The 19,304-nt window shown below is 75.4% G+C and carries 17 protein-coding genes and 1 riboswitch; of the genes, 8 read left to right on the forward strand and 9 right to left on the reverse strand.

Features of this window, described 5'->3' with window-relative positions:
- Nucleotides 1–18: 18 nt before the first annotated feature.
- A complete protein-coding gene (gene rsmH / locus OG946_RS07860) occupies nucleotides 19–981 on the reverse strand; it encodes a 16S rRNA (cytosine(1402)-N(4))-methyltransferase RsmH (protein WP_326795412.1) in 963 nt (320 codons plus the stop codon).
- A gap of 294 nt (nucleotides 982–1,275) precedes the next feature.
- Between rsmH and OG946_RS07865 the strand changes: the two genes are divergently transcribed.
- The 4 genes from OG946_RS07865 to OG946_RS07880 all read left to right on the forward strand — a co-directional run bounded on the left by OG946_RS07865 (nucleotide 1,276) and on the right by OG946_RS07880 (nucleotide 6,790).
- On the forward strand, nucleotides 1,276–1,836 hold the full coding sequence (locus tag OG946_RS07865; RefSeq protein WP_326795413.1) for a beta-class carbonic anhydrase: 561 nt from the start codon (nucleotides 1,276–1,278) through the stop codon (nucleotides 1,834–1,836).
- Between the two features lie 145 nt (nucleotides 1,837–1,981).
- Nucleotides 1,982–3,016, forward strand: coding sequence for an AAA family ATPase (locus OG946_RS07870; protein WP_326795414.1), 1,035 nt, complete (start codon nucleotides 1,982–1,984; stop codon nucleotides 3,014–3,016).
- The gene (locus OG946_RS07875) at nucleotides 3,016–4,395 is read left to right on the forward strand and encodes a DUF58 domain-containing protein (protein WP_326795415.1); all 1,380 of its coding nucleotides are present in this window, start codon (nucleotides 3,016–3,018) and stop codon (nucleotides 4,393–4,395) included. The genes OG946_RS07870 and OG946_RS07875 overlap by 1 nt, the downstream gene beginning before the upstream one ends.
- A 1-nt stretch (nucleotide 4,396) precedes the next feature.
- Nucleotides 4,397–6,790 carry a transglutaminase TgpA family protein gene (locus OG946_RS07880; RefSeq protein ID WP_326795416.1) on the forward strand — a complete coding sequence of 798 codons (2,394 nt, stop codon included), beginning with the start codon at nucleotides 4,397–4,399 and terminating at the stop codon, nucleotides 6,788–6,790.
- Nucleotides 6,791–7,141: 351 nt separating this feature from the next.
- Here the strand turns inward: OG946_RS07880 and OG946_RS07885 are convergent, their stop codons facing one another.
- The 3 genes from OG946_RS07885 to OG946_RS07895 all read right to left on the reverse strand — a co-directional run bounded on the left by OG946_RS07885 (nucleotide 7,142) and on the right by OG946_RS07895 (nucleotide 9,604).
- Nucleotides 7,142–7,555 carry a DUF3040 domain-containing protein gene (locus OG946_RS07885; protein WP_018844112.1) on the reverse strand — a complete coding sequence of 138 codons (414 nt, stop codon included), beginning with the start codon at nucleotides 7,553–7,555 and terminating at the stop codon, nucleotides 7,142–7,144.
- A 228-nt stretch (nucleotides 7,556–7,783) separates the two neighbouring features.
- A complete protein-coding gene (locus OG946_RS07890) occupies nucleotides 7,784–8,575 on the reverse strand; it encodes a methyltransferase (protein WP_326795417.1) in 792 nt (263 codons plus the stop codon).
- Nucleotides 8,576–9,127: 552 nt separating this feature from the next.
- Nucleotides 9,128–9,604, reverse strand: coding sequence for an SAV_6107 family HEPN domain-containing protein (locus tag OG946_RS07895; RefSeq protein ID WP_326795418.1), 477 nt, complete (start codon nucleotides 9,602–9,604; stop codon nucleotides 9,128–9,130).
- Nucleotides 9,605–10,105: 501 nt separating this feature from the next.
- On the opposite strand from OG946_RS07895, the gene OG946_RS07900 reads away from it, so the two are divergent.
- Complete coding sequence (locus OG946_RS07900) at nucleotides 10,106–11,653, forward strand: phytoene desaturase family protein (protein ID WP_326795419.1); 1,548 nt, start codon at nucleotides 10,106–10,108, stop codon at nucleotides 11,651–11,653.
- Nucleotides 11,654–11,712: 59 nt separating this feature from the next.
- Here OG946_RS07900 and OG946_RS07905 read toward each other — a convergent pair whose 3' ends face one another.
- The 5 genes from OG946_RS07905 to OG946_RS07925 form a co-directional block, all read right to left on the reverse strand.
- Nucleotides 11,713–12,912 carry a hypothetical protein gene (locus OG946_RS07905; RefSeq protein ID WP_326795420.1) on the reverse strand — a complete coding sequence of 400 codons (1,200 nt, stop codon included), beginning with the start codon at nucleotides 12,910–12,912 and terminating at the stop codon, nucleotides 11,713–11,715.
- 40 nt (nucleotides 12,913–12,952) lie between these two features.
- Nucleotides 12,953–13,870 (reverse strand): methylenetetrahydrofolate reductase [NAD(P)H], encoded by a 918-nt coding sequence (metF, locus tag OG946_RS07910; RefSeq protein ID WP_326795421.1) that lies wholly within the window; start codon nucleotides 13,868–13,870, stop codon nucleotides 12,953–12,955.
- A 91-nt stretch (nucleotides 13,871–13,961) separates the two neighbouring features.
- Nucleotides 13,962–14,660: a thiamine phosphate synthase gene (gene thiE / locus OG946_RS07915; protein WP_326795422.1), complete on the reverse strand. Its 699-nt coding sequence runs from the start codon at nucleotides 14,658–14,660 to the stop codon at nucleotides 13,962–13,964.
- 74 nt (nucleotides 14,661–14,734) lie between these two features.
- A complete protein-coding gene (locus tag OG946_RS07920; protein WP_326795423.1) occupies nucleotides 14,735–15,100 on the reverse strand; it encodes an Rv2175c family DNA-binding protein in 366 nt (121 codons plus the stop codon).
- 121 nt (nucleotides 15,101–15,221) lie between these two features.
- Nucleotides 15,222–16,532 (reverse strand): NAD(P)/FAD-dependent oxidoreductase, encoded by a 1,311-nt coding sequence (locus OG946_RS07925; RefSeq protein ID WP_326795424.1) that lies wholly within the window; start codon nucleotides 16,530–16,532, stop codon nucleotides 15,222–15,224.
- Between the two features lie 88 nt (nucleotides 16,533–16,620).
- Nucleotides 16,621–16,731: riboswitch (TPP riboswitch) on the forward strand.
- Between OG946_RS07925 and thiO the strand changes: the two genes are divergently transcribed.
- The 3 genes from thiO (at nucleotide 16,730) to OG946_RS07940 (ending at nucleotide 19,172) form a co-directional block, all read left to right on the forward strand.
- Nucleotides 16,730–18,037: a glycine oxidase ThiO gene (gene thiO / locus OG946_RS07930; RefSeq protein ID WP_326795425.1), complete on the forward strand. Its 1,308-nt coding sequence runs from the start codon at nucleotides 16,730–16,732 to the stop codon at nucleotides 18,035–18,037. Its footprint overlaps the riboswitch before it by 2 nt.
- Complete coding sequence (gene thiS, locus OG946_RS07935; RefSeq protein ID WP_326795426.1) at nucleotides 18,034–18,294, forward strand: sulfur carrier protein ThiS; 261 nt, start codon at nucleotides 18,034–18,036, stop codon at nucleotides 18,292–18,294. The genes thiO and thiS overlap by 4 nt, the downstream gene beginning before the upstream one ends.
- Before the next feature lie 5 nt (nucleotides 18,295–18,299).
- Complete coding sequence (locus OG946_RS07940) at nucleotides 18,300–19,172, forward strand: thiazole synthase (RefSeq protein ID WP_326795427.1); 873 nt, start codon at nucleotides 18,300–18,302, stop codon at nucleotides 19,170–19,172.
- The last annotated feature ends 132 nt before the right edge of the window (nucleotides 19,173–19,304 follow it).

Here is a 19,304-nt window from a genome sequence, read left to right on the forward strand (position 1 = left end):
CACCCGCTCCGCTCCGGCTCACACGTCCTCCCGGATCCGCTCCGCCGCCCGCAGCCGCGCGGGGGCGGCCCTGCGGTTCTCCGCGATCTCCTCCTCCGCCGGCAGCTCAGCGCCGCGGGTGAGCAGCCGCAGCCGCGGCTGGTGGTGCTCGGGGACCACCGGCAGCCCGGGCGGCGCGGTGCTCGCGGCACCGGCCGCCAGCACCCGTTTGACAAGCCGGTCCTCCAGCGACTGGTACGCGAGCACGGCGATCCGGCCGCCGACGGCCAGCGCCGCGACGGCCGCGGGCACGGCCCGTTCGAGCACCGACAGCTCGCCGTTGACCTCGATGCGCAGCGCCTGGAACGTCCGCTTCGCAGGGTTGCCGCCGGTGCGCTTGGCGGCCTGCGGCAGCGCCTCGCGGATCACCTCGACCAGCCGCGCGCTGCGCGCGAACGGCTCCTTCTCCCGCTCCCTGACCACGGCCTCGACGATGCGCCGCGCCTGCTTCTCCTCGCCGTACGCGCGCAGGATGCGCACCAGCTCGCCGGGCGGGTACGTGTTCAGCACCTCGGCCGCGCTCACGCCCCTGGTCTGGTCCATCCGCATGTCGAGCGGCGCGTCCTGCGCGTACGCGAAGCCGCGCCCGGCCTCGTCCAGTTGCATGGACGACACGCCCAGGTCGAAGAGGATCCCCTGCACGTGGCCCACGGCCAGCTTGTCGAGCACGGCGGGCAGTTCGTCGTAGACCGCGTGCACCAGCGTCACCCGCCCGGTGTACGGGGCCAGCCGCCTGCCCGCGAGCTCCAGCGCGGCCGGGTCGCGGTCCAGCGCGACGAGCCGCAGCCCGGGGTGGGCGGCGAGCAGGGCCTCGCTGTGGCCGCCGAGGCCCAGCGTGCAGTCGACGGCCACCGCGCCGGGCGCGGACAGCGCCGGGGCCAGCAGTTCCGTGGTGCGGCGGAGCATGACGGGGACGTGGACAGCGGCGCGTGCGTCGTTCACGGTGCCGCCTCCTGTCCCGCCCGATCGCCGAAGGGGAGCGGCCGCAGCCGCCTGCGCGGCGGCGCCGGCCTGGCCCGGAGCGGGCCGCCGGCCGCACGGGCGACGGGCGAACCGCATGAAAGGGGGCGCCACGGCTCCCACTTCGCGTCACTTTAGCCCACTGCACCCCCCGGTCAATCAAGCACCGAAGGCGCGCCCCCTTCCCGGCGGCGGGCGCGTGCCGCCGGGATTGCTCCCTGTGGGCTACCTCACGCGGGCCGGGCAGGGGCGCCCGGCCCGGATACCGTCGTATGTATGACGCCCGCTGAGAGCACGTCGTCCGCTGAGAACGCCGTCGCCGCCCCCACCGTCACCGACCGGCTCGTCTCCGCCAACCGCGGGTACGCGGGCGGCTTCGAGGACCCCGGCATGGACGCCAAGCCCGTCCTGCGGGTCGCCGTGGTGGCCTGCATGGACGCCCGGCTCGACCTGCACGCCGCGCTCGGCCTGGAGCTGGGCGACTGCCACACGATCCGCAACGCCGGCGGCGTGGTCACCGACGACACCATCCGCTCGCTGACCATCAGCCAGCGCGCCCTGGGCACCCGCAGCGTGGTCCTGATCCACCACACCGACTGCGGCCTGCTCCGCATCACCGAGGAGTTCCGCTTCGAGCTGGAGGCCGAGGTCGGCCAGCGGCCGGCCTGGTCGGTGGAGTCGTTCCGCGACCTGGACCAGGACGTGCGCCAGTCGATCCGCCGGGTGGAGACCTCCCCGTTCCTGCTGCACACCGACGACGTGCGAGGCTTCGTGTTCGACGTGCGCACGGGGCTGCTCCGCGAGGTGTCCGCGGAGCAAATCACGGCGGGCGACTGACGAAACCGGCATTCGGCAGCAAGAATGCGGGTGTGGTGGCTCCGTTACGCCCCGGCCGGGCCGGCGGCGCACGGGCACCACGGTATCGGGGAGGGCCGGACCGCGACCGCGGCGCACGGCCCGTGCGACGGGCCGAGGAGGGCCGGTGACGACGTATGACGAGCGAGCGAGCCTCAGCGATCTGACCAGTACCGCGGACGATGTCCGGCGGTCGGTGGAGAGCGTGATCGAGGGCAAGCCCGAGGCGGTCAGGCTGTCGCTGACCGTCCTGCTCGCCGAAGGCCACCTGTTGATCGAGGACGTGCCGGGCGTCGGGAAGACCATGCTCGCCAAGGCGCTGGCGAAGTCCATCGACTGCTCCGTGCGCCGCATCCAGTTCACACCCGACCTGCTGCCCTCCGACATCACCGGCGTGAGCGTCTACGACCAGCAGAGCCGGGACTTCGAGTTCAAGCCCGGCGCGATCTTCGCCCAGATCGTCATCGGCGACGAGATCAACCGGGCCTCCCCCAAGACCCAGTCGGCGCTGCTGGAGTCGATGGAGGAGCGGCAGGTCACCATCGACACGCAGACGTACGAGCTGCCCAGCCCGTTCATGGTGGTCGCCACCCAGAACCCCATCGAGATGGAGGGCACGTACCCGCTGCCCGAGGCCCAGCGCGACCGCTTCATGGCCCGGCTGTCCATCGGCTACCCCAGCCCGGAGGCGGAGCTGGAGATGCTGGACGTGCACGGCGGGGTCTCGCCGCTGGGCGACCTCCAGCCCGTCGCGCACGCACACGACATCGTCAAGCTGATCGACGCGGTGCGCACGGTGCACGTCGCGGACTCCGTCCGGCGCTACGCGGTGGACCTCGTGACCTCCACCCGGCAGCACCAGGAGTTGCGGCTCGGCGCCTCGCCGCGGGCCACGCTGCACCTGCTGCGGGCGGCGAAGGCCGCCGCCGCGCTGGCGGGGCGGGAGTTCACGCTGCCCGACGACGTGCAGGCGCTGGCCGTGCACGTGCTCGCGCACCGGCTGCTGCCCACGGCGCAGGCCCAGCTCAACCGGCGTACGGCCGAGCAGATCGTCGCCGAGATCCTCCAGCAGGTGCCGGTGCCCGCCGCCGACATGCGGCGGCCGCCGCAGATGCCACCCGCGTACGGCGGCCCGCACAGCCCGGACGGCCGGCGGTTCTGATGTCCGGCCAGCCCCCGCCCGCCCCCGCCGCGCCGCCCGCCGGCCAGGACGCCCAGGCGGGCGGGCTGCGTACGGCCCTGGCCGGCACCACCACGCGCGGCCGCTCGTTCCTCGCCGCCGGGCTCGCGGCCGGCGCGTGCAGCTACATACTGGGCCAGCCCGACCTGCTGCGGGTGGGGCTGCTGCTGGCCGCGCTGCCGCTGGTGTGCGCGGCCGTGCTCCACCGCACCCGCTACCGCGTCGGCGGCAGCCGCAAGCTGTCGCCCGCCCGGGTGCCCGCGGGCTCCGAGGCCCGGGTGCACCTGCGGCTGGAGAACGTCTCCCGGCTGCCCACCGGGCTGCTGATGCTCCAGGACCGGCTGCCGTACGTGCTGGGCCCCCGGCCCCGCTTCGTGCTGGACCGGGTGGAGCCGGGCGGCAAGCGCGAGGTGACCTACCGGGTCCGCTCCGACCTGCGCGGGCGCTATCCGCTGGGCCCGCTGCAACTGCGGCTCTCCGACCCGTTCGGCATGTGCGAGATGACCCGCTCCTTCAGCGCGTACGACACCCTGACCGTCGTGCCGCGCACCGAGGCGCTGGCCCCCGTCCGGCTGGCCGGCGAGGCCACGGGCTACGGCGACGGCCGGCACCGCACCCTCGCCCTGGCCGGCGAGGACGACGTCATCCCCCGCGGCTACCGGCACGGCGACGACCTGCGGCGGGTGCACTGGCGCTCTACCGCGAAGTACGGCGAGCTGATGGTCCGCCGCGAGGAGCAGCCGCAGCGCGCGGGCTGCACGGTGCTGCTGGACACCCGGCGCGACGCCTACACCGGCGCGGGACCCGACTCGCCCTTCGAGTGGGCCGTCTCCGGCGCCGCCTCGGTCGCGCTGCACATGCTGGAGCGCGGCTACACCGTGCGGCTGCTGACCGACGGCGGCGAGCTGGGGGCCGGCGTCGACGGTGCGCTGAACTCCCGCGGCGGCGAGTCGGCCGACGCGGCGGGGATACTCCTGGACACCCTCGCCGTCATCGACCATTCCGAGCTGGACACGGTCTCGGCCGCGTACGACGTGCTGCGCGGCGCGCACGAGGGGCTGCTCGTGGCGTTCTTCGGCGAGCTGGACGAGGAACAGGCCGCGCTCGCCGCGCGGATGCGGCAGCGTACGGCCGCGGGCGTGGCGTTCGTGACGGACCGCGCGGCCTGGGAGTCGCGCGCGGGCGCGCCCGGCGGCCCGAACGGCGCGGCAGCGGAGGGCGCCGAGCGGGTGCGGCAGCTCCGCGAGGCGGGCTGGACGGTGCTGTCCGTACGGCCCGGAACGACGATGGGCGACCTGTGGCGGGAGGCCGGCAACCAGGCCGGCCAGCTCGCCGCGGCGGCACGCGGAGGCGAGGGCTGAGATGAGCGGACGGGCCCGGCTCACGATCTGCGCGGCGGCGGCATCCCTGCTGGCCGCCACCGCGCTGCTGCCGCTGACCGACAGGATGACCTGGTTCTTCAAGGCGATCTTCGTCGTCGTCGTGATCGGCGGCGTCGGCATGATCGCGCGCCGCATCCCGCTGGCGCGCCCGCTGACGGTGCTGGCGCAGACCGCGGTCACGGTGGTGCTGCTGACGATGCTCTTCACCGCCGACCAGGCGACGGGCGGGGTGCTCCCCAACCCCGCGGCGATAGAGGAGTTCCGGCAGCTCTTCCAGGAGGGCAGCGACGACGTCTCGCGCTACTCCATCCCGGCCCCGGTCACCGACGGCATAGAGCTGATGCTGCTCTCCGGCATCGCCGGGGTGGCGCTGCTGGTGGACGCGGTGGCGGTGACGTTCCGCAGCGCCGCGCCCGCGGGGCTGCCGCTGCTCGCGCTGTACTCCGTCGCCGCCGGGCTCAACCAGGGCGGGAGCTGGCTGACGTTCCTGCTCGCCGGCGCCGGCTATCTGCTGCTGCTGCTCGCCGAGGGGCGGGACCGGCTGGCGCAGTGGGGGCGGATGTTCGGCGGCGGGCAGTCCGTGGGCGCGCCGGGCGCCGCGGAGCCCGGGAGCGGCCGGCCGGTGGCCCCGGTGCGTACGGGCCGGCGGATCGGCGCCGTGGCGCTGGGCTTCGCGCTCGTCGTACCGGCGGCGCTGCCGTCGCTGGACGGCGGGCTGCTGGACGGCAAGACCACCGGTCCCGGGCAGGGTCCCGGCGGCGGTACGGTCACCGCGATCAACCCCGTGGTGCGGCTGCAGCAGAGCCTGAACCAGCCGGAGAACCGCGAGGTGTTCCGCTACCGCGCCGAGGACGGCGCCCAGAACTCGGCGCTGTACATGCGCTTCGTCGCCCTCGACCGGTTCGACGGCACCTCCTGGCAGCCCTCGCGCCGCAGCATCGAGGACATCCCGGACCCGCTGCCCACCCCGCAGGGCTACTCCAACAGCCAGATCACGTCCGCGCCCATCACCCTGAACGTACGGGCCGACGACGACTTCCGGCAGCAGTGGCTGCCGATGCCGTACCCCGCGTACCAGGTGCGCATAGGGGGCGACTGGCGCTACGAGCCGGAGGGGCGGTCCGTCGTCGGCGACGGCGGCACCACCACGGGCGGCGCCGAGTACCAGGTCACCAGCCTCCTCATGGCGCCCACCGCGCGGCAGTTGGCCACCGCGCCGCCGCCGGACCCGGCGCTGAGCGAGGAGTACACGCAGGTGCCCGACTCGCTGCCGGACGAAGTCCGCCGGCAGGCACAGGAGATCACCCGCGGTTCGGCGAACAACTACGAGCGGGCGCTGGCGCTGCAGGACTACTTCACCACCAACTTCGTCTACGACACGGAGACCGACCTCGACGCCTCCGACCCCGAGGCGATCCTGCGGTTCCTGGAGGACAAGCAGGGCTTCTGCGTCCACTTCTCCTTCACGATGGCCGCGATGGCCCGGACCCTCGGCATCCCCGCCCGGGTCGCGGTCGGCTTCGTGCCCGGCACCGCGCAGAGCGACGGGTCGATGTCGGTGGGGCTGCAGGACGCGCACGCCTGGCCGGAGCTGTACTTCGAGGGCGCCGGCTGGACCCGCTTCGAGCCGACCCCGACCCGCGGCACGCTGCCCGACTACACGATGGAGGACACCCCCGGCGGCAGCGGCGACCCCGCGAACGAGCTGCCGGACCGCGGCAGCTCGGCGGCCCCGACCCCGACCCCCTCGGCGTCGGAGGACGACTGCCCGGCGGCGCTGCGCCGGGAGGGCGGCTGCGCGGACGACGAGGCGGCGGGCGGCGGGGCCGCGGGCCCGACGGACAGCGGACCGCCGGCGGCGGGCATCGCGGCGGGTGTCGCCGGGGTGCTGCTGCTCCTGCTCCTGCCGTCGCTGCCGGCCATGTGGCGCGTACGGGAACGGGCCCGGCGGCTCCGCCCGGGCGCGGGGCCGCTGGCGGCCTGGCGCGAACTGATCGACTCCGCCTGGGACTTCGGGCTGCCACCCGACGAGTCGCAGACGCCGCGGACGACGGCGGCGGCGCTCATCAGGTTCGGCAACCTGGACGGCGCGGCGGCGCAGTCGGCACTGCGGGTGGCCGGGGCGGTGGAGCAGACGCTCTACGCGCCGCGCCCGCGGCAGGTCGACGGGCTGGCGGAAGACGTACGGAGAGCGCGGGCGGCCATGGGCCGCGACGCGGGCGCGGCCGCGCGGCTGCGCGCGGCGGTGGCGCCGCGCTCGTCGGTGCGGCTGCTGTGGTCGGTGTCGGCGCGCTGGGCGGCGGTGACGGGGCGCTGGCGCGGGGCGCTGCGGCGCGCGGGCGCGGCGCTGCGGCCGTCGCGGCAGCGGGCGTAGGACGCAGGAGAGGCGGACCGGAACGGCCCTGCCGCGCGGGTGCGCGGCAGGGCCGTTCGGGTGACGCGAGGGCTGCGGCCGGGTGCGGACACGTTCCGCGCGGGCTTCGTACGGACACGTCTCGGGCGGTCTTCGTACGGACACGTCTCACGCGGACTTCGTACGGACGGCCGTGCGCGGACTTCGTCCGCGGAGGGCGTAACGGGAATGGCACACTCCGCGAGGTGCGGTCGCCGGGGAGCCGATCGTGCCCGGACTAGGGGCACCCGGCAGGACCATAAGGGGTACCGCGTGCTGAGAGCTCCCGCGGGCCTGGCCCGGGGAGCTCTGCACGGGGAGGGACCTGGTGGCCTAGCGTCCCTCGTCGCGGCGGCGCTGCCACCGCTCTTCGATCCTGTTCATCATGGAACGGCGCTGCCGGGTCCTGCGACGCTGCTGACCGCCCTGAGGGGCCGCGGCATCGCCCGGCTGCTGCTGTTGCTGTTCGCCCGGGTTCGCAGTCCTGCGCCAACCGGTGACGGCGAGCACCGCACATCCCAGCATGACGAGGAAGCCCACCACGCTGACCCAGATCTGCTGCGCGACCATTCCGGCCATCAGGAGCGCGATACCCACCAGGAAACCGGCTACCGCCTGGTACACCCGACGGCGGGTGTACGTGCGCAGCCTGCTTCCCTCAAGCGCTGTCGCAAACTTGGGATCTTCTGCGTACAGCGCTCGCTCCATCTGCTCGAGCATGCGCTGCTCGTGCTCCGAGAGCGGCACGGAGTCCTCCTACTCGTCGGTCGCTTGGGGGCGACCGGGACGCGGCACCTCCAGGATAGGCAGGTATGCGCCCCCGTGAAACCCGCCCCTCTGCGCCAAATCCGCCGATCCGCGGCGCGGATCTGGGCCTGCCCGCCGCAGCAGGCCTTGACTCAGATCATACGGCGCGCCGGGGCCGAACGGGTGGCCTGTGGCCTACTGCACCTTTGCCCGCGGGCGGACCGGTTATCACTTCCGGCCGCCCAGAACATGAAGCTGCGCCGCCACCGGCTGGAACGCCGGCGACTCCGCTGCCGCCCGCTCCAGCTCCAGCAGCGCGTCGAGCGCGCCCGGCTCGGACTCGGCGAGGCCGTCGGGCACCAGGTCGGAGAAGGTGCGTACGCCCTGTACGGCCCGTACGTCCACGCCGGCGGCGGCGACGAGCCGGGTCAGCTCCTCCGGGGTGAACCGGCGCGGCACCGGGTCCGCCTCGCCCCAGCGGCCGTCTCCGCCCGTGAGCGCGCGGCGGGCGGAGGAGAAGTGCCCGGCGAGCGCGCGGGCCAGCACGGCGCCGCCGAGGCCCGCCGCCAGCACGCTGAGGAGGCCGCCGGGCCGCAGCGCGGCGACGGCGTTGGCGAGGCCCGCGGCCGGGTCGTCGACGTACTCCAGGACGCCGTGGCAGAGCACGGCGTCGTACGCGCCGGGCTCGGCGACGTCGAACAGGGCGTGGATGTCGCCCTGCACGCCGCGCACCCGGTCGGCGACGCCGGCCTCCGCGGCGCGGCGCTGCAGCCCGAAGAGCGCGTTCGGGCTGGGGTCGACGACCGTCACCCGGTGCCCGAGCAGGGCGGCGGGCACGGCGAAGCCGCCGGTACCGCCCCCGGTGTCCAGCACGTCGAGCGCCCGGCCGCCTGCCGCGGCGTCCGCGCCGCCCTGCCCGGCGGCTCCGTGCCGGGCCAGGGCGTCCTCCAGCGCCTCCCAGACGACGGCGGCGCGCAGCGACGCGCGCGGCAGGTGGTCGTGCGGTGTCGTACGGGGCATGGAGCGCTCCTCGAAGATCGGGCGTGGCCCAGCTTAGAGGCTGCGCATCCGCGTCCCGTGCCCCGGCGGACGGTCCCGGCACCCCCGGGCGGGACGGTCTCCGCGCACGCCCGCGGCCCGAACGGGGCGACGGGCACGGCGAGGTGAGGTGAGGTGAGGTGAGGTGAACGGTATCGCCGTCGGCGCCCGGGACCGCGAGCGCACGGCCGACGGCGGCAGGCGACCGCGGAAGCGCCCGGCGCCGCGTCCGGCACGTCTAGGGTCTGTCGCCTGGGCGGCGCATCGCGGAGCGTCGTCGACCGACGACGAACGCCGCGAGACGCGGTGCCAGGCTCCCCCACAGCGCTTTGCACGTGGGCTGGTCCCCCAGCGAGCCCGGCGAAGATCCAAACGACAGGCCCGAGCACGCGGGGCGGCCCGCGCGGCCCCGCCGCCGCGGCGTGCGCGCCGGCCTCCCCGCGGCGGTTGCGCGCGCGGGCCGGCCGGTCGGGCCGGCCCGCCGGACGCGTGCCACCGGACCCACGCGGCCCGCCCCGCCCGGCGCGCAGCGCCTCAGCGCGCCTCCGGGCCCGGTTGGGGACGTATCAGCGGCTGGACGACGAGCATCCGCTCGACTATGCGCGTGAACATGCCTGCCGCGCGCAGGAGATCGGCCGCCTCCTGCTCGTCGACCGCATCCCTGATGCCCGCCTCCGCGCGGGCCCGCAGCCGGGCGCCGGCCGCGAACATCGCGCTCCACTCGGCGAGTTCGGGCGCGACCTCCGGCAGCACCTCCCACGCGCTGCGGATGCGCTGCCTGCGCCGCGGCGTCGGCTCCGGCCGCCCGCGGACCGCCAGGACCGCCGCGGCAGTGCGCAGCGCGGCGAGGTGGGCCAGTGAGTAGCGCTCGTTCGCCGTCTCCATCTCCGCCGCCTCCGCCAGACCGGCGTGGGCTTGCGCGAGGAGCTCCAGCGCCGCCTTGGGCGCACTGCCCGGGCGCAGGACGGGGTGGACATCACTCGGTGGGGCGTAAGCCGGCTCGGCTGCCATGGCTTGCCTCCTGTCAGCGTCAGTCCTTCAGTCGTTCGTTCGTCTGTGCCCATCGTGGCGCACCCCACTGACAATCGACCTGAACTGCCCAGCTACCAGCGACGATGCCCCTGACCGCACCCTCCGCGGCAATTGCGCCGACCGGTGCCGCCCCGGGGCGGAGCGGCGCCCCGGCCGGGGCGGGCACCCGTGGAAAGGGCGCTGCCCCGGCGCGAAGCGATCCCCCGTCGCTCCACCACCGGGGCAGCTTCCCCCCATTTCCCCCGTTCCCCCCTCGTGGGTCGGCACCGGGGTCCCGTTCCGCCACCCCGTGTCGGCGGTCCGTGGCCCCGTACTGCGTCCTTCCCACGCCCTTCACTTTGCCGTTTGTGCAGGTCGGGGCCCATCCGCTCGGATACTCAAGCAGGTATCTGAGTACGCATACTCACGACTGAGTACGCACCCCCAGCCCCACCGCTCCCGCCCGCGGGGCCGCGCGGGGAGCGGGATAAAGTCCGGGCCATGGCAGAGATCGCGGTAGTCGGGGCGGGCATGGGCGCCATGGCCGCCTCCGCGCGGCTGGCCCTCGCGGGCCACCGGGTGACGGTCCACGAGCGCTCCGGCACCCACGGCGGCGGCGTACGGCGGCTGGAGCGCGACGGCTTCGGCTTCGACACCGGACCCGGGGTGCTGTACCTCCCCGCGGTCTACCGCGACCTGTTCCTCAAGACGGGCCGGCGGAAGCTGGAGAAGTGCGTGGAACTCGTGCCGGTGGACCCGGCCGAGCGGCACGTCTTCCCCGACGGCACCGCCGCCACCCTGCCCAACGCCTCCCGCGCGGGCGTCGTACGGGCCCTCGACGCCGCCGCGGGGCCTGGCGCGGGCGAGGCGTGGACCGCCCTGCTCGACCGGGGCCGCCGGGTCTGGGAGGCCGCCCGCCGCCCGCTCGTCGAGGAGCCCCTGCCCGCAGAACCGGGCGCGCTGGCAGCCGACCTCTACCCCGCGCCCCCGCCGCCCGCAGGACGCGGGCTGCTGCGCCGCCTGCGCGGCCCCCGCCCGGCCGCCCCGCCCGCCACGGTGGCCGACGTCGGCGCGGGCGAGCTGGGCGCGTACCCCACGCTGGGGACGATGCTCGCGCAGCACGCGCTGGCGTACGGCTTCGACCCGCGGCGCGCGCCGGCGGGCACGGCGATGCTGCCGTACGCGCAGGAGACCTTCGGCGGCTGGTACGTGCGGGGCGGCATGCGGGCGCTGGCGGACGCGCTGTACGAGCGCTGCCTGGAGCGGAAGATCGAGTTCGCGTTCGGCACGGAGGTGGTCGCCGTCCGGGTGGGCGGGGACGGCCGGGCCGCGGGCGTCGAACTGGCCGGCGGCGGGCGGGCGGACGCCGACGCGGTGATCGCCGGGGTGCCGCGGGCCCGGCTGGCGGAGCTGGCACCCGGTGCGTACGGAGACGGCGGGACCCCGGCGCCGGCGCGGTCCGTACCGGCGCGGATGACCGTCTGCCTGGCGCTGCGCGGCGCGCGGGACGGCGACGCCGTGCACCGCACCGTCGTGCACTCCTCTGCCCCCGCGCGCGAACTGGCCTGGATCTTCGACGGTGAGCAGCCCGGGCCCGACCCGGCGCCCACCGTCACCGTGCTGCGCCCCGACGACCCCGCGCAGCGCCCGGACGCCGAGCACGAGGCGGTGACGGTGACCGCCGTCGTCCCGGCCGGGGCGTGGGCCGCCGAGGGCGGGGAGAAGGCCGCGGGGGCGTTCGCGGACCGGATGGTGGCGGCGGCCGGGCGGGCGGTGCCGGGGCTGGCGGAGCGGGTGCTGTGGCGCGAGGTGCGTACGCCCGCGGACACCGCCGCCGAGACGGGCGACCCGGGCGGCGCGGTGCCGGGGCCCGCGCTGGCGGGGGCCGGGGGCGCGTATCTGCCGCTGCCGAACACCACGGCGGTGCCGGGGCTCTACGCGGTCGGCGGCTGGGCGCACCCGGGCGGCGGCCTTGCGCACGCGGGGATGTCGGGGGCCCTGGTCGCCGGGCTGATCACGGAGGGCGCGGACTTCCGCGGCTCCCGCTGAGGGCGCGCGTGGGCGGGGCGGGGCGCGTGGGCGGTCAGTCGGGGGCGGTCAGTCGGGGGTCAGTAGCGGTACTGCTGCTGCTCGTAGCCGGGGTAGCCCTGCTGCTGCGCGTACGGGTCCTCGGCGCCCAGCGGGTCCGCGTCGCGCTGCTGCGGCATCCAGACGCTGTCGCCCGCCGTCCCGTAGTTCTCCTGGCCGTACGCGGGCTGCTGGCCGGTGTCGTAGCCCTCGGCGTACTGCTGGCCGTACTGCTGCTGGTCGTAGCCGGGGTAGCCGGCGCCGCCCGTGTCGTACTGCTGCCCGCCGCCCTGCGTGGAGTCGTAGTACTGCGGCGGGGCCGGGGCGGCGTACTCCGTGCCGCTGTAGGGGTCCGCGTAGCCGGCCGGGGCGGGCGCGGCCGCGTCGTACCCGGCGTACTGGTGCTCCGTGCCGTAGCCGCCGGTGTCCGGGTATATCTGCTGGTCCTCCCCGTAGCCGTTCGTGCCGGCGCCGTTGGTGGCGTAGCCCCCGGCCTCGTAGCCGGAGGTGGTCGCGTGGCTGCCGGTGTCGTAGGCGGAGGTCGTGCCGTGGCTGCCGCTGTCGTACGCCGAGGTGGTGGCGTAGCTGCCGGAGTCGTAGGCGGAGGTGGTGGCGTAGCTGCCGGAGTCGTAGGCGGAGGTGGTGGCGTAGCTGCCGGAGTCGTAGGCGGAGGTGGTCGCGTAGCTGCCGGAGTCGTAGCCGGCGCCGTTGCTCCCGTTGCCGTACGCGTCGTAGCCGCCCGCGTACGTCTGCTGCCCGGGGGCGGCGCCCGCGAGGGCCTGCTCGTCGCCGAAGGGCGAGAACTGCGAGGTCTGTTCCTGCGCCGCGGGCGGCGCGCTCTCCGGCGCGTACGCGGGGTAGGCGGCCGCGTGCTCCGGGGGCGGCGGCGCCTGGCGGCCGTCGTACGCGCCGTCGTCGTACCCCTGCGCGTCGTACCCCTGCGCCTCGTACCCGCCGCCGTAGTCCTCGTCCTCCCCGCGCCTGTTCACCGCCCAGCCGTCGGAGTAGCCGCTGCGGTAGGAGAGCGTGACCTTGACCTGGCCGAGCGCGAACACCACCACGCCGAGACCGATCACGACCACCGACGGCATGAGCACGCCGAGCACCACGCAGAGGAAGCCGACGAAGGCCAGCGCGCGCCAGCGCAGCGGGGCCTTGTACTGCATCAGCACTTCCCAGAGCAGCCACAGCGCGACGAGCCCGAACATGGCATAGAGGGCCAACCAGGCCAAGTCGCCCATCACGTGCCTCTCTTCCGCCCCCGCTAGGTGGTGCCTGCCCTCAGGACCGCCGGTGCAGTCCGAGGTTCTGGTAGATCTCCAGCGTTGCCGTGGAGTGGTTCAGCGTAATGAAGTGCAGTCCGGGGATTCCCTCGGACAGCAACCGCTCGCACATGTCCGTGGCGTACTCGATGCCAATGGAGCGTACCGCGGCCCGGTCGTCCTCGACCGCGAGAACCCGATCCGCCAGCTCCGGCGGGAACGTGGCCCCGCTCAGCTCGGCGAACCGCTGGATCTGCCGGGCGTTGGTGACCGGCATGATCTCCGGGATGATCGGTGTCGTACAGCCGGCGGCGGCCACCCGGTCACGCAGCCGCAGGTAGTCCTCGACGTGGAAGAACATCTGGGTGATCGCGTAGTCCGCGCCCGCGCGGCACTTGTCGACGAAGTGCCGGATGTCGCTGTCCCAGTCCGTGGACCGCGGGTGCCGCTCGGGGAAGGCGGCGACGCCGACGCAGAAGTCGCCCGACTCCTTGATCAGCCGGACCAGGTCAGCGGCGTACGACACCCCCTGCGGGTGCGCGACCCACTCCCCCATCGGGTCCCCCGGGGGGTCGCCGCGGACCGCGAGCATGTTGCGGATGCCGGCGTCCGCGTACTGGCCGATGACGTTGCGCAGTTCGGCGACGGAGTGGTCGACCGCGGTGAGGTGCGCCACGGGCGTGAGGGTGGTGTCGGTGGCGATGCGCTCGGTGGCGCGGACCGTGCCCTCGCGGGACGAGCCGCCGGCGCCGTACGTCACGGAGACGAAGGTCGGTTGTACGGCCTCGATGCGCCGTACGGCGTTCCAGAGGGTCCGCTCGCCCTTGTCGGTTTTCGGGGCGGCGAACTCGAACGAAAACGACTGCTTGCCGGACGCGAGCAGTTCACGAACAGTGACTGCGCGATCATTCCTGGTCGAAGCGATGCCGGTGGCCATACGCGGCAGGTTAACCGCCGGTCACCTCCGGACCCAAGACGGCCAGCTCAATTGCCCGGCCGGGACGCGGCGCCCCGGGCCGCCCCGGCGACTACCGGACGTCACCGTTCCGGGCCGCGCACAGCCGCCGTACGAACTCGCCCGTCGCAGCTCCGGGGTCCTCCGTGGCCGTGAGGGCGCGCACGACGACGACGCGGCGGGCGCCCGCGGCCAGGACCTCGTCGAGGTTTCCGAGGTCGATTCCGCCGATGGCGAACCACGGGCGGTCGGTGCCGAGCCCCGCCGCGTACCGGACGAGGCCGAGGCCGGCCGCGGGGCGCCCGGCCTTGGTGGGGGTGGGCCAGCACGGGCCGGTGCAGAAGTAGTCGACGCCGGGCTCCTCGGCCGCGGCGCGGGTCTCCGCCTCGGCGTGGGTGGAGCGGCCGATCAGCACGTTCTCGGGCCCTGCGCCCAGGATGGCGCGGGCGGCGGGCACGGGCAGGTCGCCCTGGCCCAGGTGCAGCACGTCGGCGCCGGCGGCGTGCGCCACGTCGGCGCGGTCGTTGACGGCGAGCAGCCGGCCGTGCCGGCGGCAGGCGTCGGCGAACACCTCCAGGTGCGCCAGCTCCTCGCGCGCCTCCATGCCCTTCTCGCGCAGTTGGACGATGTCCACGCCTGCGGCCAGCACGGCGTCGAGGAACTCGGGCAGGTCGCCCTGGCGCGTACGGGCGTCGGTGCACAGATAGAGCTGCGCGGCGCCGAGCCGCGCGCGGGCGTCGGCGGTGGCGCGGGCGGCGGTTCCGGCCGTCATGCGGCACTCCCCCCTCGTACGGTCCCGTACGGTCGCGGGGCCGGACCCGCGGCTGCGCGCCCGGCCCCGCGAGGTTACACAGCCAGTGCCTGCGCCCTGCGCTTGACCTCCGTCCCGCGGTTCTCACGCAGCGCCTGCGCGGGAGTCCCCGGAAGCGAGGGGTCGGGGGTGAACAGCCACTCCAGCGCCTCCGCGTCGCTGAAGCCGTCGTCCTTGAGCAGCGTCAGGGTGCCGGTGAGGCCCTTGACGACCTTCCCCTCGCCGATGAACTCGGCGGGCACCTGCAGCGTGTTGTTCTCACCCCGCCGCACCGCGATCAACTGGCCTTCCTTGACCAACTGCCGCACGCGGGTCACCTCGACGCCGAGCTTCTCCGCGACGTCGGGAAGGGTGAGCCAGGAGGGGACGAGAGCATCGATCTTCGCATCAATCTCGGTCACACCCCCCAGCCTGCCATCTCGGACCGCCCGCCGGTACAGGGCAGCGCCAAAGGGAGGCATATCACCGCGAAGCACCCCCGGATGCGGGGATGCCGACGCAGCCCGCGGCGCGCCGCGGGCGTCACAGCGCGGCCGATTTCAGCGGTACGGCCGCGTCGGCGGCCCGCTCGCGGTCCAGCGCGGCGCCGGCGTGGATCAGCTTGCGCCCCTGGGTGAGGTCCCGGGGCCGGCCCACGGCCAGCAGCGCGATGAGCCGTCCCGCGCGCAGCCAGCACACCGACCACGAGGAACCGTCCGGGTCGCCGCGCCACAGCAGCTCGTCGTCGTCCGTGTGGTGGCCGACGTACTGCACGAAGCGGCCGAACTGCTCGGACCAGAAGTACGGCACCGGGTCGTACGCCCCGCCCGGCACCCCCGCGATGTCCGCCGCGACCGTCGTCGGGCCCTGCAGCGCGTTGTCCCAGTGGTGGATCAGCAGCCGCTCACCGTAGCGCGCGGAGGGGAACGACGCGCAGTCGCCGACGGCCCAGACGCCGGGCACGTTCGTACGCAGCCGCTCGTCGGCCCGCACCGCCCCGTCGCCGCCCAGCTCGACGCCGGAGCCGGCGAGCCAGCCGGTGGTGGGGTGGGCGCCGATGCCGACGACCACGGCGTCGGCGGTCAGCTCCGTGCCGTCGTCGAGGACCACCGCGACCGGGCCGCCCTCGCCGGCGCTCTCGACGCGCTCGACCCGGCGCCCCGTCAGCAGCCGGGCACCGCTCTCCCCGTACCACGCGGCCATCGGCGCCGCGACCTCCGCGGGCAGCGCCGCCGCCAGCGGATGCCCGGCGGCCTCCACGACCGTCACCTCGCAGCCCTGCTCGCGCGCCGCGGTGGTCAGCTCCGCGCCGATCCAGCCCGCGCCGACCACCAGGACCCGGCTGCGCCGCACCAGCACCGCGCGCAGCCGCGCCGCGTCGTCGAGCGTGCGCAGCAGGTGCACGCCGGGCGTGGCGCCGGCCGGGGCGCCGGGCAGCGGGATCGGCGCCGCGCCGGTGGCGAGCACCAGGTTCCCGTACGGCACGGGCCCGGCGTCCGTCTCCAGCACCCGCCCCGCGGTGTCCAACCGGTCGGCGTGCAGCCCCAGCCGGAGCCCGATGCCGTACTCCGCGAAGTCCACCTCGAACGCCGAACCCTCCGCCTTGCCCAGCAGCACCGCCTTCGACAGCGGCGGCCGGTCGTACGGGTCGTGCGGCTCCGCGCCGACGAGGGTGACGGCGCCCGGGTACCCCTGCTCGCGCAGCGCCACGGCGGTCTGCACGCCGGCCATGCCGGCGCCGACGACGACGGTGCCCGCGGCGGGGTCCGCGGCGGGGTCCGCGGCGCGGCTGGGGCGGCTGGCGGCCCGGTCGGCGGGGGCGCGGTCGGGTTCGGCGTCGGTCACACCGATCACTGTATGCCGCACCCGTCGGCCCCCGCTCGCGCCCGGCCCGCTAACGAGGCTCCCTTACAGCAGCCGGGCGTACGGAGTTAGGGTGGCCGGGAAGACTCGCGGGAGCCCGGCGCACCGGGCTGAGAGGGGGGCTGGCGGCCCCCGACCGTACGAACCTGATCCGGGTCATGCCGGCGAAGGGAGGGGCGAACGCGCCCATGCAGCCACGCGACACACCCCCGACGGAACCCACCACGACACCCGCGGCACCACCTGCCGCACCGCTCCAGGCACCGCCCGCGGCGCCCGCGGCGGGCGCAACCGGCGCGCCGCGCACGGCGGATGCCGCGTACGACGTCCTCGTCGTCGGCGGCGGCGTCATCGGCCTGGTCACCGCCTGGCAGGCGGCCCGCCGCGGGCTGGCCACCGCTGTCGCCGACCCGGCCCCCGGCGGCGGCGCCGCGCAGGTCGCGGCCGGAATGCTCGCCGCCGTGACCGAACTCCACTACGGCGAGGAAGCGCTGCTGGCGCTCAACCTGGCCGCCGCGGAGCGCTATCCGGCGTTCGCCGCCGAGCTGGCGGAGGCGTCCGGCCGGGACATCGGCTACCGCCGCTGCGGCGCGCTGTCCGTCGCGCTCGACGCGGACGACCGCGCCCAACTGCGCGAACTCCACGGCTTCCAGCAGCGGCTGGGGCTCTCCGCACAGTGGCTCAGCGGCAGCGAGTGCCGCCGGCTGGAGCCGATGCTCGCGCCCGGGGTACGCGGCGGGCTGCGCGTCGACGGCGACCACCAGACCGACCCGCGGCTGCTGACCGCGGCGCTCGTCACCGCCTGCGAGCGGGCCGGGGTCGCCTTCCACCGCAGCCTCGCGATACGGCTGCGGATCGCGGGCGCGGGCGCGGGCGCAGGCGAGCGGGCAGCGGGCGCGGAGCTGGCGGACGGCACCCGGCTCGACGCCGGGCAGACGGTGCTCGCCGCGGGCAGCCGCAGCGGCGGCCTGGCGGGAGTGCCGGAGGCGGTCCGGCCGCCGGTGCGGCCGGTGAAGGGGCAGGTGCTGCGGTTGCGGATGCCCGACGCCGGGACGCCGTTCCTGTCCCGTACGGTACGGGCCGTGGTACGCGGCAGCAGCGTGTACCTGGTGCCGCGGGAGAGCGGCGAGCTGGTCGTCGGCGCCACCAGCGAGGAGCTGGGCTGGGACACCACCGTCACCGCGGGCGGCGTGTACGAGCTGCTGCGCGACGCGCACGAGCTGCTGCCCGGGCTCACGGAGCTGCCGCTCGTGGAGACCGGCGCCGGGCTGCGCCCCGGCTCCCCCGACAACGCGCCGCTGCTGGGCCCCACCGCCCTGGCGGGGCTGCACCTGGCCACCGGCCACTACCGCAACGGGGTGCTCCTCACCCCCGTCACCGGCGACGCACTCGCCGCCGTCCTCACCGGCGGCGAACTCCCCGAAGTGGCCCGCCCGTTCGCGGCCACCCGGTTCGGCCGTACGCACCAGCAGCACGAAGGGCGGCAGCACGCATGACCCAGGACGCCACGCAGACCCGTACCGACGCCCGTACCGACTCCCCTGCCCAGGCACCCACCATCACCGTCAACGGCGCACCCCGCCCGATCGCCGCGGACCTCACCCTCGACGCCCTCGTCGCCACCCTCACCGCCGCGCACCGCGGCGTCGCCGCCGCCGTCAACGAGGACGTCGTGCCGCGCGGCGACTGGCCCACCACCACCCTCGGCGACGGCGACCGCGTCGAGATCCTCACCGCGGTCCAGGGAGGCTGACCACCGTGACCAGCACCGCCCCCGCCCCCGCCCCCGCAGACCTCACCGGCGCCGACCCGCTCACCATCGCCGGCGTCCGCTTCTCCTCCCGCCTCATCATGGGCACCGGCGGCGCGAGCAGCCTGGACGTCATGGAGCGCGCCCTCCTCGCCTCCGGCACCGAGCTGACCACCGTCGCGATGCGCCGCGTCGACCCCGGCGTGCACGGCTCCGTGCTCGACGTGCTGCGCCGCCACGGCATCCGCGTGCTGCCGAACACCGCCGGCTGCTACACCGCGGGCGAGGCCGTCCTCACCGCCCGGCTGGCCCGCGAGGCGCTCGGCACGGACTGGGTGAAGCTGGAGGTCATCGCCGACGAGCGGACCCTGCTGCCCGACCCGGTCGAGCTGCTGGCCGCCGCCGAGACGCTCGTCGACGACGGCTTCACCGTGCTCCCGTACACGAACGACGACCCCGTGCTCGCCCGCAAGCTGGAGGACGCCGGCTGCGCCGCCGTGATGCCGCTGGGCTCCCCCATCGGCTCCGGTCTCGGCATCCGCAACCCGCACAACTTCCAGCTCATCACGGAGGCCGCCGGGGTGCCCGTCATCCTCGACGCCGGCGCGGGCACCGCCTCAGACGCCGCCCTGGCGATGGAGCTGGGCTGCGACGCGGTGATGCTGGCGTCCGCGGTGACGCGGGCGCAGGAGCCGGTGCTGATGGCGGAGGCGATGCGGTACGCGATCGCCGCGGGCCGGCTCGCGGCGCGCGCCGGGCGCATCCCGCGCCGGCACTTCGCGCGCGCGTCCTCCCCGGGGGCAGGAGTCGCGGAGCTGGGCCCCGGGGGCGGCCGGGACGAGGAGCCCGGGCCGGACCCGGAGCGGCCCGCGTTCGCGTGAACTGCCCGGCCCCGTACCGGCACGCCTTCGGGAACGTACTGCAGCACAATGGTGACGGGAACGCGTCCCTCACCTCGTAGACTGCGGTTCGTGGACACGACTCTGGACCCGTCCCCCCATCCGCCGGGAGGG

This window comes from Streptomyces sp. NBC_01808 (genome assembly GCF_035917395.1).
Lineage (GTDB): Bacteria > Actinomycetota > Actinomycetes > Streptomycetales > Streptomycetaceae > Streptomyces.

Excerpts from the sequence above, each read along its gene's own strand:
- thiS (WP_326795426.1), top strand. The coding sequence starts at position 18,034 with ATGACCCAGGACGCCACGCAGACCCGTACCGACGCCCGTACCGACTCC.
- OG946_RS07895 (WP_326795418.1), bottom strand. The coding sequence starts at position 9,604 with ATGGCAGCCGAGCCGGCTTACGCCCCACCGAGTGATGTCCACCCCGTC.
- OG946_RS07900 (WP_326795419.1), top strand. The coding sequence starts at position 10,106 with ATGGCAGAGATCGCGGTAGTCGGGGCGGGCATGGGCGCCATGGCCGCC.
- OG946_RS07875 (WP_326795415.1), top strand. The coding sequence starts at position 3,016 with ATGTCCGGCCAGCCCCCGCCCGCCCCCGCCGCGCCGCCCGCCGGCCAG.
- OG946_RS07865 (WP_326795413.1), top strand. The coding sequence starts at position 1,276 with ATGACGCCCGCTGAGAGCACGTCGTCCGCTGAGAACGCCGTCGCCGCC.
- OG946_RS07880 (WP_326795416.1), top strand. The coding sequence starts at position 4,397 with ATGAGCGGACGGGCCCGGCTCACGATCTGCGCGGCGGCGGCATCCCTG.
- thiO (WP_326795425.1), top strand. The coding sequence starts at position 16,730 with ATGCAGCCACGCGACACACCCCCGACGGAACCCACCACGACACCCGCG.
- OG946_RS07905 (WP_326795420.1), bottom strand. The coding sequence starts at position 12,912 with ATGGGCGACTTGGCCTGGTTGGCCCTCTATGCCATGTTCGGGCTCGTC.
- metF (WP_326795421.1), bottom strand. The coding sequence starts at position 13,870 with ATGGCCACCGGCATCGCTTCGACCAGGAATGATCGCGCAGTCACTGTT.
- OG946_RS07890 (WP_326795417.1), bottom strand. The coding sequence starts at position 8,575 with ATGCCCCGTACGACACCGCACGACCACCTGCCGCGCGCGTCGCTGCGC.
- thiE (WP_326795422.1), bottom strand. The coding sequence starts at position 14,660 with ATGACGGCCGGAACCGCCGCCCGCGCCACCGCCGACGCCCGCGCGCGG.